This window comes from Pseudoflavitalea sp. G-6-1-2 (assembly GCF_012927185.1).
Lineage (GTDB): Bacteria > Bacteroidota > Bacteroidia > Chitinophagales > Chitinophagaceae > Pseudobacter.
The window spans coordinates 18,119-30,764 of sequence record NZ_JABBGB010000001.1 but is presented as its reverse complement, the minus strand read 5'-3'; the positions used below and the strand labels follow the sequence as shown (position 1 = coordinate 30,764).

General features: G+C 45.0%; 9 protein-coding genes. 6 read left to right on the top strand and 3 right to left on the bottom strand.

The genetic code is table 11. The features are described from left to right. Positions 1-50: 50 nt before the first annotated feature. Together HHL16_RS00105 and HHL16_RS00100 are read right to left on the bottom strand one after the other, a co-directional pair. Positions 51-1,484, bottom strand: a complete 1,434-nt coding sequence (locus HHL16_RS00105; RefSeq protein ID WP_169423115.1) for a RagB/SusD family nutrient uptake outer membrane protein — start codon at positions 1,482-1,484, stop codon at positions 51-53. Between the two features lie 19 nt (positions 1,485-1,503). After that, complete coding sequence (locus tag HHL16_RS00100; protein ID WP_169423114.1) at positions 1,504-4,497, bottom strand: TonB-dependent receptor; 2,994 nt, start codon at positions 4,495-4,497, stop codon at positions 1,504-1,506. Positions 4,498-4,810: 313 nt separating this feature from the next. Here HHL16_RS00100 and HHL16_RS00095 point away from each other — a divergent pair, with 313 nt between their 5' ends. Beyond that, the gene (locus HHL16_RS00095) at positions 4,811-5,413 is read left to right on the top strand and encodes a Crp/Fnr family transcriptional regulator (protein WP_346766816.1); all 603 of its coding nucleotides are present in this window, start codon (positions 4,811-4,813) and stop codon (positions 5,411-5,413) included. Here the strand turns inward: HHL16_RS00095 and HHL16_RS00090 are convergent, their stop codons facing one another. Beyond that, a complete protein-coding gene (locus tag HHL16_RS00090; RefSeq protein WP_169423112.1) occupies positions 5,414-5,821 on the bottom strand; it encodes a RidA family protein in 408 nt (135 codons plus the stop codon). It lies immediately after the preceding gene. A gap of 203 nt (positions 5,822-6,024) precedes the next feature. Between HHL16_RS00090 and HHL16_RS00085 the strand changes: the two genes are divergently transcribed. The 5 genes from HHL16_RS00085 to HHL16_RS00065 all read left to right on the top strand — a co-directional run bounded on the left by HHL16_RS00085 (position 6,025) and on the right by HHL16_RS00065 (position 12,641). Next, on the top strand, positions 6,025-6,342 hold the full coding sequence (locus HHL16_RS00085; RefSeq protein WP_169423111.1) for a hypothetical protein: 318 nt from the start codon (positions 6,025-6,027) through the stop codon (positions 6,340-6,342). A 264-nt stretch (positions 6,343-6,606) separates the two neighbouring features. After that, positions 6,607-7,827, top strand: coding sequence for a DUF4272 domain-containing protein (locus tag HHL16_RS00080; protein ID WP_169423110.1), 1,221 nt, complete (start codon positions 6,607-6,609; stop codon positions 7,825-7,827). Between the two features lie 82 nt (positions 7,828-7,909). Continuing rightward, positions 7,910-9,373 (top strand): hypothetical protein, encoded by a 1,464-nt coding sequence (locus HHL16_RS00075; protein ID WP_169423109.1) that lies wholly within the window; start codon positions 7,910-7,912, stop codon positions 9,371-9,373. Between the two features lie 203 nt (positions 9,374-9,576). Next, on the top strand, positions 9,577-12,018 hold the full coding sequence (locus HHL16_RS00070; RefSeq protein WP_169423108.1) for a prolyl oligopeptidase family serine peptidase: 2,442 nt from the start codon (positions 9,577-9,579) through the stop codon (positions 12,016-12,018). A 155-nt stretch (positions 12,019-12,173) separates the two neighbouring features. Continuing rightward, a complete protein-coding gene (locus HHL16_RS00065; protein ID WP_169423107.1) occupies positions 12,174-12,641 on the top strand; it encodes a hypothetical protein in 468 nt (155 codons plus the stop codon). Positions 12,642-12,646 lie beyond the last annotated feature (5 nt).

The following is a 12,646-nucleotide window of genomic DNA, read 5'->3' as shown; positions in this document are numbered from 1 at the left end:
AGCAGCCGCAAAAAATGGGGCTGCTTTTTTAATATTAATCATTGATCAGATTAGTTCCAATCAGGATTTTGCTGAGGACGCAGTGTTGGATTCGCATCCAGCTCTGTTTGTGGAATTGGGAACAGTCTTCTGAAGTTGCTGTAAGGGATGTTCCTAACTGATGTTGGGAAGTTGGCTCCACGATCGATATTGCGTTTCAGACGTTGCAGATCCATGAAGCGATCACCTTCGAAAGCAAGTTCCTTTCTTCTTTCAGTGAGGATGTCTTCGAGAAGAGCGGCACCGGTAGAAAGAATGGGATCTGCATTTCTGCGGCTGGTGATATAGTTTACGTAAGTCTGTGCCTGAATATCGTCGACACCTACTGAAGCTTCAGCAGCGATGAGATACATTTCGCTCATGCGAAGCACTTTTGTATCGCTTACGTCGCCCTGAATTACAGGGAATTTGTCAACTGTAGGAACAGCAACGCCATTTGGTTTAGGCCTTGCAACAACAGGCATCAGCTGACGTCTGGCATCGTTGGCACTGAAGATGGCATAGAAGGCGTCGTTTACTACGAAATCGCCATAGTTGCCGTTCTGGCTGTAGATGTAAGAAAGCCCATCGAAAGAGTTGTTGCTTACAGCATCGGCAGATACTTCAAACAGTGTTTCAGTCAGGTCGGTTCTGAATGAGCTGTTAGACCAGTAACCTACGATGTCGGATGCGCTCAGGGTTTTGTAACCACTGTTATCGATCACATCTTTTGCTGCAACCAATGCTTCGGGCATCTTACCCATTGTAAGATACACTTTAGCCAACAGTGCTTTTGCTCCGTATTTGGTAAACTGCGAAGAGTTTTTGGCAGAAGCAGGTGAATTGGTATTGGGAGCTGTCATAAGCGTGAATGCAGTATTCAGGTCGGTAACGATCTGAGTGTACACTTCCTCAACAGTGGCGCGGCCTGGTTTTGCGAACGCGTCGTATTTCACTACGAGTGGAACGCCTGGATTAGCAGGGTTGTCTGTATACGGGCGTGCATAATATCTCACGAGAGAAAAATAAGACAATGCACGAACAGCCAGTGCTTCACCCCTGATCTGGTCCATTGTTGGGCTGGAAGGGAGTGCGCAGTTGATGATGTTGTTGGCACGCAGGATCACATTGTAACCCTGTGTCCATGTAGACAAGATGTCTGCATTGGCCACTGTATAGTTCAGGTTATTGAAGGCAGTATACCTGTTGGAGTTGTTTACGTGCTGATAGATGTTGTCGCCCAGCAGGTCGCCGTAGATCATCAGCGCTCTTCCATAGAAGCCTACTCCGCGCAAACCGGCATAAGCGCCTGACATGGCGTTTCTGGCGTCAGCTTCAGATCTCAGTGCCACTGCAGGATCAACTGAGGTGGGTGGATTCAGCTCAATGAAATCTTTCTTACACGATGTCAAGGAAGCTGCAATAGTAAGCGCCAGCAATCCTTTATATATCCTATGTCTTTTCATAATAATTAAAGTTAGAGAGTTAGAAAGTGATGTTAAGACCAACAGTCATCGTTTTTGGAATGAACACGTTCAGGTTGGTTGAACTGTTTGTTCCTTGTTCTGGGTCAAATGGCATATCATCATCTTTAGTCCATGTCCAGAGGTTAGTGCCACGAATATAGAAGAAGGCGTTGGACATTTTCAGTCTTGAAATCACTGTTTTCGGAATAGTATATCCCAGCTGAATGTTGCGGAGTCTGATAAAGTCGCCTTTTTTCATCCAGAAAGAATGCGCTGCAGCGAAGTTGGTACCGTCCGCGTACAGATATTTAGGAATATCTGTTTGGTCGTTGGGTTTCTGCCAGCGATCCAGTGCTCTCTTGACTTTTCCGAGGTTAGGGTTAGAACCTGTTACCAGGAAGCTTCCCCATGTATCATACAGGTAGTTGCCGAAGTTGTAATACAGCTGTGCTTCGAGAGAGAAACCTTTAAAGTTGATTGAGTTGGTGAATGAACCGAAATACTTAGGAAGTGCGCTTCCCAATACTACGCGGGCATTACCACCGGGGTATGAGTTTACTTTGGTTGCTTTGGATGCATCAGTATACCATTGTGGGCTACCTGTTGCTGGATCTACACCGGCATATTGACGCAGAAAGAAGCTTCTGTAAGATTCGCCTTGTCTGATAACAAAGTTACCATCGGCGATATCATTGCCACCAGGCAGTTGAGTGATCTTGTTGGCGTTATGTGCGAAGTTGAAGTCGATTGTCCAGGTGAAGTCTTTGGTCTGAACAGGAATTGCATTCACTGTCAGTTCTATACCCTTGTTCTCCATTGCACCCAGGTTGCGGGTAGTAGAAGAAAAACCAGAAGTACGTGAAAGAGGTACATCGAGCAACAGGTTCTCTGATTTACGAACGTACCAGTCTGCGCTGATGCTGAGTCTGTTTTTCAGAACAGACACATCCAAACCGATGTTGAATGGTTTGTTCAGCTCCCATGTAAGACCAGAGTCACCTACGTTGGAAGGAGAGCTGCCTGGCTGTTGGTTATAAGTAGAACCATAACCATACAAAGGCTGCCAGTCGTAGTTGCCGATACCTGCATTACCGTTAACACCGTAAGAGGTGCGGAGTTTCAACTGATCGATAAATTCTACATTCTCCATGAATGCTTCTTTGTCGATATTCCATGAAGCACTCACTGACCAGAAATTACCATATTTATTGTCTGGTGAGAAGCGGGAAGAACCGTCACGACGGTAGCTACCAGCCAGGATGTATTTGTCGTGCAGATTAAAGTTGGCAGAAGCAAACTGAGAAATGAAAGTATACTCAGAGATGTTTGCGCTGGCAGTGATAGGAGATGCTCCTACTGCTGGCATAGTGATACCCAGGTTCACAGGGAATACCTGAGACTGGAGAGATGACAGATAAGCGCTTGATTTCTGAGACTCATAACCCGCCTGTGCGTTCAATACCAGATCTCCATTGCGGGTCAGGTTCTGTGTCCAGTCGAGGGTGTTGGTCCAAACCCAGTTGTAGTAACGGGTATAATAAGCGTAAGCGCGACCACCAGACGCTTGACCGTCACCATGGAGCGGGTTGTTGTACTGATCTTCTTCAAGCATATTGAAATCAGCACCATAAGCAGTTCTGAATTTCAGGTTGTCGAGGATCTTGTATTCGCCGGTTAAGCTTCCGCGCAAGCTGGTTTCACGCAGGAAACGTTTGTCGAGTTCAGTAAGAGCGAGTGTATTGTGCACACCACCAAGCAGTGATTGCAGTTTGTAAGTACCATCAGGATTGTACGGAGTTTGTGAAGGGGCGATAAAGTAACCGCTCAATACAGGGTTACCGAATGCACCACCATTCAGCGGAGCTCTTTGTTTTACATAACCGCCGTTCAGGTTGAAACCAACAGTGAGTTTTTCAATTGGTTTGTGCTGAATGCGGAAGTTGCCGCTGGTACGCTGCATTTTAGAGTTGATAGTAGTTCCTTCCTGTACAAAATGACCACCAGAAAGATAGAAAGTAGTTTTTTCGTTACCACCTTCCATGCTCAGGTTATATTGTTGCTGACTTCCTTTGCGGGATACAGCATCGAGCCAGTCGAAATCGACACCATTGCCTTTACCCCATGCAGTGAGCGTATTGGTGATGAATGTTGGAGTACGGTTCTGGTTTTTCATACCTTCTTCAGCGAGGGTGAAGAAGTCACCAGCTTTGAGCGGAGTGTAGCGGTCGTTTTTGTAAGCAACATCGCTGTAACCAAGTTCCGTATCGAAACGGAGTTTGGTTTTACCCGCTTTACCTCTTTTAGTTGTAACCACAATTACACCGTTGGCAGCACGGCTACCATAGATCGATTGTGAAGCCGCATCTTTCAGAACAGAGATGCTTTCCACATCGTTCGGGTTGAGTGTGCTCAACAGGTTGGAAGTGGTTTGCAGACGAGATACATCACCCGTGTTTACAGGAACACCGTCGATAACCCAGAGTGGTCCGGTAGCTGCATTGATAGAGCTCACACCACGGATCAGAATTGCCTGAGCAGCACCAGGCTGACCAGAAGCAGAAACTGATTGCAGACCGGCTACCTGCCCTTGCAGTGCCTTATCGATCGAAGTGAAAGGTTTGTTCTCGATGTCTTGTGCTTTTACAGTTGCCACCACACCTGTAAGTGAGGCTTTCTTCTGTGTACCATAAGCAACTACCACTACTTCCTGCAGATTTGTTTCACCTGCCTTCATGGAAATAGTAAAGGATGTTTTGTTGCCAATGGAAATTTCTTGCGTAACCATGCCGAGTGAACTGATTACAAGTGTGCGTGAATTTGCGGGAACTTCGAGTGTGAATGAACCATCAGCGCCGCTGGTAGTTCCGATCTGTGTTGCTTTCACAATGACGCTGGCGTTAGGAACCGGGTTGCCATTGTGATCTGTAATCTTACCTGTTACGGTCTTGGATTGGGCGAATAGCTGCGACGATAGTAGCAGTACCCCCAGTAGGAGTAAAAGCAATTTTCTCATGAGACGTTTTTTTAGATGTTTGAGTTTTGGCTCAAATTGATTGTAGAGACATTAAATGTATGTAAGAAAGCTGCATCTGGAAAACCTTTTTTTTAGCATTTAATTAATATTCAGCCTTCTATTAAGGAAGTTCATGCCCCGGAAACGGCTGTTGGTGCAGATTTAACGTTTTCTCATGCTTCAAAAAAACACGATAACTTTTTACTAATAATTTCTTTAGAAATTGATGGTTTTTAATATATGAAAGTTCAATACCCAGACACCACAGTTTTTAACTTCGTCCGTTGATTATATTTGCAAAAAGTCGATGCCGGTGCCCGATCAGGAAAAATTTTTCTCACAGATTATCACTCATATTCTCCGCAGAATTGATTTAACCCAGGAAGAACAACAACTCTTTCTGTCTCTCCTGAGTATACGCCGGCTGCTTCCCAAACAATACCTGCTGCAGGAAGGCGATGTATGCAAATATGAAAACTTTGTTTGCGAGGGATTTCTCAGGAGTTTTTATGTAGATGATCAGGGGAACGATCATACACTCCATTTTGCCATGGAAGACTGGTGGATCACCGATCTTACCAGTTTTGTAATGCAGACTCCGGCTTCCAGAAATATTGTAGCGCTCGAACCATCCGTGCTCATTCAGATCGAAAAGAAAAACCTGGATCTTTTACTGACCCAGGTTCCGGCTTTTGAAAAATTCTGGAGACTCATCAACGAAAGGGCGGTGATGGCCCAGGATCAACGGATCCTCGATAATCTTGCCCTGTCCGGCGCTGAACGATATGAGGCATTACTGAAAAAATATCCTTCCATCGAACAGCGGCTGCCTCAGAAGCATATTGCATCCTGGCTGGGTATTTCTCCTGTGTTTTTAAGTCAGATCAGAGGAAAGAATGCGAAGAAAGGGAAATGATTAAACAGCCCATTCTGCCACTGCATCTTCCACCGCAATTGCTTCGATCTCGATGAGTGCATCCGGTGAAAACAGAGAAGAAACCTCCATGATAGTATCCGCAGGGTAAGGAGCGGTGAAATACTTCTTCCTCAATGCTACGATCTTCTCAAAGTTTTTCATATCCCTCAGCAGGATGGTTACTTTCACTACATTCTTCAAACTCGATCCTCCGGCTTTTAATACCTTCTCAAGGTTCTCGAATGCTTTTTCGGCCTGTATATCGAAGTCGCCGATTCCTGCAAGACTGCCTGCATCATCAACTGCCGTTTGACCCGAAATGAACAACATATTGCCTGCGCGATGACCCTGCGCAAGATGAAAAGGTTTATAGGGATCGGGGGTGATTGCTATTGGTGTGATTTTCATAATTACTCTTTTTTGATATCACAAAACTAGTAGCATTAAGGGCCTCCCAACGATAAACTAGTTTAAGAACCGCTGTTAAACTAATTTAATGCCCGGCACAAAATGGTTCAATGCAAAGCCAATAAGCATGAATTTTCACCAAAAAATTCAGGGTAGATTTAAGTGTACAAGTATTTATCATTAACTAATTAAACGATTGTACTATGAAGAAATTAATCCTTGCACTGCTGCTCACATTCACTTTGTCTGCCGGTTTTTCTCAGGTGTATGGCCCGGCAAGTGGCACCACCATCTATGCCAATGGCGATTCCTATGGTTTCTGGATGAATGAAATACCCGGAGCCGTTTCTTATGAATGGTATACTTTGGGAAATACAGGCGCTACTATCTGGCCTGGATGGGATACTGCCATTGATATTACTTTTTCACGCCCTGGCATGTGCGATGTAATATGTAAGGTTACCATGGAGAACGGAACCGTGGTTGAATATGGAATACAGGTAGATGTTTACGAAGAATAAATGACGGAGGGCCGTGAATTTTCACGGCCCTTTTTTAATATCAATAATTTCCCCTCTGCTGTGCTTCCTCAATTTCCCCTCCTCTTATATCGGTCCGTTAAGCCAGATGCTGCTTCTGTTATTACCTGAAAACAGGGAGTCTCAAATAATGGGTTCCCACTAGCTTTGCAGCCGGCAACTACAAATAAATAAAAACTATATTTACCGATTATAGCAATGCATAGTAATTGCCTGTTGCTATAACAGGAAAACAAATTTTTATTCATGATTTGCACTTTTTATTCGCACGATTTCGGCTTCGATAAGATTGTAAATATTGCAGAAGGCATTTTCCCCAATGCCAAAATTAATACAGGCAAAGAGGGAGAATCCGATGTGCTGGAGCTCGATATCAAAGGAGGACTTTTCTCTCCATCTTCCCATATCAGAATACAATACCGACAGAAGGAGAACCCTTCCTGGAAATTTGAACCGGGGGATAACAGCGCCATTACCAATAACCTCAGAGGACTGTATGGTTTTGTAACCAAACTGCCCTGTGCGAACGACAATCTGAAAAATCTCTTTCTCCAGAAAATAGCAACCCTCAACAGTGAGTTCTCCCTTTCTCAGAAAGGAAATGCTAAAGGCATCGATGGCCTGATCAAAAAACTTGCATCGGAATTCGATGCCGTTGTTTTTGCGCAACCACGCACATCCATCAGTCAGGCAAAAGCACAGCATTTTCTCAACAGCGATCTGAAGCTGATTCTCGATCAGGAAGGGAACAGTCAGGTCGATACGCTGCAGGTAAGCATCAAGTCTGCTTACTTCGATGCAAGCCAATCGAACTTAACACAGGATCAGCAGGATCGTAAAGCTCAAAACATAGAACTGATCAAGGCTGCAGGTATCAAAGTAAATACACATCTGCCCTGCATAGAATCGGAAGCAGACACAACTTTAAGAACTCCGAAGGAAATTGCACAGCGCGTATGCGTACTCACAATCACCAATCTCGTTGCTTTCAATTCAATCACCGGAGAAGCCGCTGCCAGCTATCTGCAGCGCGACAATCTCTGGGAGTTTGTAACACCCGCCGAAAGAGAGTTCTTAGCCAATCCCACGGAAGAGAAGAAAATGTATGAAACCTGGAAATGCGAAGATATCTGGACGCTTCTCTGGGCCATCAATAAAGTTGATGAGCTGCCTTTCCCAAACGACCTGTGTCAGCTGAAACTTGTTCCCGTAGGCAATTATCCTACAAGAGACTTTGATAACCTGAATGATTTTATAGCATCTGTAACCGACACAAGACCTAAAGCGGAGATCCTGAATGCAAACGATCTCTATTATCGTCTCAACTGGGCCTGCGTAGATGCAAGAATAAAAGGTGAAGAAATCACAACGGTACAACCCGGCGTGGTGTACGAAAGGCAATATGCACTGAACTGGCTGATCCGCTATATGGATCAGGATTGGGACGATGTAAGCTGCGACACCTAACCTCCAAATCCAGCAATAAAATTGCGTAGCAATTCCAAATACATTAATCAGAAGATAATCAGTACCATTAGTCTCCTACTTTATGAAACGATATTTAAGTGTACAATTTATACTGCTTTGTTTTTCCCTGCCGGTTCTGGCACAGAAAACAGCGCAGCCCGTTGCAGCAACCCTTCGTGTAAAAGACTTCGAATACCTGCTTGCTCCCAAAGTAAACCCTTACGAATACCTTCAGCTCAGAGGTTTCAAAAAAGATCAGAAAGGTTTTGGAAAAGGCGAAGTAGATACAGTAGCAACTACCAATTCAAAAGGAGATAAAATCCTGGTGGTGTATCATTACTCGCAATTGGAAGAAGTGATCCTCAAAACTGGTTCTGCTGATCTCATCAAAAAACTCCTGGCAGAATCGGCCGCCAGTTACCGCCTTACAGATAGTGTTGAACTGGTGAAATCTGTTGCAGGCGCCAACTATCTGCAAAAAAGATATGCCTGGTTAGGGAAGCAAAAAGCTAATGCATCAGGCTCCAATTTTGGGGACATCTGGCATACTTTTACTCTTATCAATCCGGTGAAACAAAATGGGAAAGAAGCATATTGGCTGGCTTTCAAAAGAATTCCGAATGCGGAAGTCAATCAACCTGTTTCAATGCCCATGGACCCGCCTGTAAAAGCGGCTTACGGAGAGGCGAGGATGGCGCAGTTCCGCGAAGATTCGCTAAGGGTTGAAGATCTGCTTCGTCCGGGTAAAGTGAATCCCATCGCACCCGGCTTACTGAGCCGCATGGATCAGTTTCTGTTGCAGCATATTTTCAATGATTACTATCTGCCTGTTCAGTTTATTTCGCACAGCAATGTATCCAGTGTGATTGTTACTCCGGATAATGAGCGCAGCCGCACTTACACATATGGATTCAATAATGCGGGGCAACTTTCTGAAGTGAACAGTGCGCATCAGACAACGGAGCGTACTGAGAACGAAAAACAGGATAACCTGTTTTATTATATCGATAACTACGACTACGCAAGATGGGAAGAAGTAGGATTTCTTGCGCATCGATATCAGGTAGAGTACGACCTGAATGTTCCTGTAAAAGCAGGTGAGGTAGCGCTCGATTACAACATGGATACTGTAATTGCATTCACCGGAAAATCGGTTCGGGTATATAAAATGATCGATGAACTGTTTTTTCTGATAGAAGAATATACCATCAATCCTAATCTCTATCGACCTGAAAACCTTACCAGACGTGAGTTGTATACACTTGAGCAGCGGGATGGCAAGATCTATTATTCCTGCAAAAGAAGAGATGATGGAAAGCTGATCTTCGATCGTTGTTACGCTTCCTCAAAATGGACCTTGCCATTTACTGTTACTGAATCTCGGAAGCCCGGAGGTCCATATGATAAAGTGGTAGAAAGCTATCGGGAAGAAAAGCCCAACAAACTCGTGCGCAAGACCGAAGAGGGTACGTACACTTATTTCATCGATAATTTTGAGTTTCGTGGAATAGAGGGGGGTAAAGTGATGATCAGGCCAAGAGATTGATCAGCCAAAGATTCAGGCAATTCGTTCATAATATCACGCGGCCCGGAGCTTATTCTCCGGGCTTCGTTTTTTGCTACAAGACCGGAGTTTTTCTCTACATAAGTATTACTGCCTGTTATATGTTTCTTTCTATCTTTAGCTACGGCACAGGTTCTGCCTGCATTTGCCGTCCAACCAACCATATATCTAAAATTGTACTATTCATGCGAAAACTACTTTTGATCATCGGCCTGGCAATTATGCACGGCAGTTTTGCTCAGGATGGCGGATACAAAACACCTCCTCCCGCAATGGCTGAGTTGCTGCTGGCCAAACCTACCCCTGCAGTTAGTCTCAATAACAATGCAAGTCTCATGCTGCTCATGGAGAGAAATAGTCTTCCTTCAGTTGAAGAGATTGCACAACCCGAACTGAAAATTGCCGGCGAAAGAATCAACCCCAACAATTTTGCACCTAGCCGTCAGAGTTTCATCAACAATTTTATTCTGAAAGATATCAAGGCAGGAAAAGAATTTCCTGTTACCGGATTGCCCGCCAAAATGCTGGCTACCGGAGCACGCTGGAGCCCTGATGAAAAGAAGATCGCCTTTGTGAATGTAACCGGCAAAGCCGTTGATCTGTATGTGATCGATGTAGCCACACGCAAGGCCACCAAAGTGAACAGGCAACCATTGAATGCGCTGCTGAGCGATGACTTTGTTTGGCTGAACGATAATACTCTTTTGTACAAAACAATTCTCCAACCTGCATCTGCTGCACCGGTAAGATCCTTGCTGCCATCAGGCCCTGCCATTCAGCAGAATCTCGGCAAAGTAGCGCCCAGCCGCACTTATCAGGATATGATCAAATCGCCTTACGATGAAAAACTGTTTGAGTTCTATGGCACATCGCAACTGGTAAAGAATGTGAACGGAACAGAAATCAAACTGGGCGCACCTGCCATCTATCTTTCATTCGAAGTTTCTCCCGATAAAAATTACCTGCTCACCAGAACTATCCGCAAACCATTTTCTTATCTGGTTCCTTCGGATGGATTCAATTCCAATATCAGCATCACCGATCTTTCCGGCAAGCTGGTAAAACTGGTAGCAGAATTGCCTTCGTATGAACTTTCTCCTTCAGGATACGATAATATCCTCAATGCTCCCCGCGGTTTTGAATGGCGGGACGATGAAGCGGCCACGCTTGTTTGGGCTGCCCCACTCGATAGCGGTATCTACAAAAGCAAATCCGATTTTCATGATATCGTTTACTCGCTCAGCGCTCCATTCACCGGCCAACCTAAAGAACTTTTCAAAACAAGCTGGAGGTTTGGCGGTATCACCTGGGGCAATGCGAATATCGCGCTGGTGTCGGAACGCTTCGCCAGCAAGCAGAGTCAGCGCCTCAGCCGCTTCAATCCCACCAGTGGACAACTCGAATTGCTGTACGAAAGAAATACTACAGATGCTTATGGATTCCCCGGTTCTCCGGTTACGGAAAAGAATAAGTATGGCCGTAATGTGATCAAACTGGTAGACAATGGCAGCAAGCTGCTGCTGAACAATACCACCGGCAGTTCACCCAAAGGCGATCTCCCTTTTCTTGCAAAATTCGATCTGGCAACAAAACAGAGCGAGATCATCTGGCGCTGTCAGGAAGGAAGTTTCGAAGCCATCACAGATGTTATCGATGCAGACAAGCTGGTGCTGCTCACCCGCCGCGAATCGCAGAAAGATGCACCAAACTACTTTATCAAAAATCTGATCCTGCGCATAGCCGATCAGCCTGTTACTCATTTCGGCAATCCATATCCGCAATTGCAGGGAGTGAGCAAACAAAAGATCTCCTACACCCGCAAAGATGGAGTAACACTTACGGGCGATCTCTATCTTCCCAAAAACTACGATGCTGCGAAAGATGGCCCGCTGCCTGTTTTCATGTGGGCGTATCCCCGCGAATTCAACTCTGCTGCAGATGCAGCACAGGTGCGCGGTTCAAAAGATAAATTCACCATGATCAGTCCGGGTGGACCGCTGTTCTTCGTTACACAAGGTTATGCGGTACTCGATAATGCTGAAATGCCCATTGTTGCTACCGATACCTCCAAAAAGCCCAACGATAATTTTGTTGATCAATTGCAAATGAATGCAGAAGCTGCCATCAACAAACTGGCAGAAATGGGAGTGGGAGACAGAAACCGCGTAGCGGTAGGTGGACATAGCTACGGCGCATTTATGACGGCTAACCTGCTGGCGCATACCAATCTCTTCAGAGCCGGTATCGCGCGCAGTGGCGCCTACAACAGAACCCTTACCCCGTTTGGTTTTCAGAACGAAGAACGTACTTACTGGCAGGCGCCTGATCTGTACAATACCATGAGCCCGTTCAGTTATGCCGATAAGATCAAAACCCCGTTGCTGCTCATTCATGGCGAAATGGACGACAATCCCGGTACCTTCCCCATTCAGAGCGAGCGTTTGTTCAATGCCGTTAAAGGACACGGAGGAACAGTTCGTTTTGTAAGCCTGCCTTACGAAGCACACGGTTATCGCGGAAAGGAAAACCTGCTGCATATGCTGTATGAGCAAAATGCATGGCTGGAAAAATATGTGAAGAATGCGTCTAAGAGCACAGCCGGAGCAGAAACAAAGAAAGGATTCTGAAAATGAATGAATAACGATTGCTGCAAAGCGATCAAACGCTCAAATGGAGGGCAGATCAATTGTTGATCTGCCCTCCGTTTTTATTTTATGCTGGCAATATTGAATATTATTTTGTTACTTAGAGATACATCAGCCCGCAAACATAAAATCATTTTATGAGTCCTGATGCGCCTGTGTTTGACCTGAAGCCACTTAGAAAACAGTTCACCTGGTTATTTCTCATTGCAGCGGCGATCGTCTTTGCCACACATATGATCGACATTAAAGCACATCTCCCTCAGCTTATAAATGTTCCCGGCACAGTGTTCATAGTTGTTTTATTGGTTTTACCGATGCTGTTAATGATCCTGAGCGCCAGGTCCAACAAAAAAAGATTGGAGGCCATGGCAGCTGAAACTTCTCCTGATCTCAAATTCAAGGAATACCTGCAATACAATAAAGCCATGTCGGTATGGACTTTGGCGGTAATCGGTTTCTTCTGTGTAGTTTATCTCGCTGCACATTTAAATAATGGGATCCTGTTGGTGTTTTACAATCTGATTATTGTTATAAAGGATTATCCAAACGAATCAACAATCAAAAGCAGGCTTCAGATAAAAGACCTGAAGTTTAAGAATTATTGAGAAGA

What these genes read in the sequence shown, in the direction of transcription:
- HHL16_RS00105 (WP_169423115.1), bottom strand. Translation starts at nt 1,484, where the DNA reads ATGAAAAGACATAGGATATATAAAGGATTGCTGGCGCTTACTATTGCA.
- HHL16_RS00100 (WP_169423114.1), bottom strand. Translation starts at nt 4,497, where the DNA reads ATGAGAAAATTGCTTTTACTCCTACTGGGGGTACTGCTACTATCGTCG.
- HHL16_RS00090 (WP_169423112.1), bottom strand. Translation starts at nt 5,821, where the DNA reads ATGAAAATCACACCAATAGCAATCACCCCCGATCCCTATAAACCTTTT.
- HHL16_RS00085 (WP_169423111.1), top strand. Translation starts at nt 6,025, where the DNA reads ATGAAGAAATTAATCCTTGCACTGCTGCTCACATTCACTTTGTCTGCC.
- HHL16_RS00080 (WP_169423110.1), top strand. Translation starts at nt 6,607, where the DNA reads ATGATTTGCACTTTTTATTCGCACGATTTCGGCTTCGATAAGATTGTA.
- HHL16_RS00075 (WP_169423109.1), top strand. Translation starts at nt 7,910, where the DNA reads ATGAAACGATATTTAAGTGTACAATTTATACTGCTTTGTTTTTCCCTG.
- HHL16_RS00070 (WP_169423108.1), top strand. Translation starts at nt 9,577, where the DNA reads ATGCGAAAACTACTTTTGATCATCGGCCTGGCAATTATGCACGGCAGT.
- HHL16_RS00065 (WP_169423107.1), top strand. Translation starts at nt 12,174, where the DNA reads ATGAGTCCTGATGCGCCTGTGTTTGACCTGAAGCCACTTAGAAAACAG.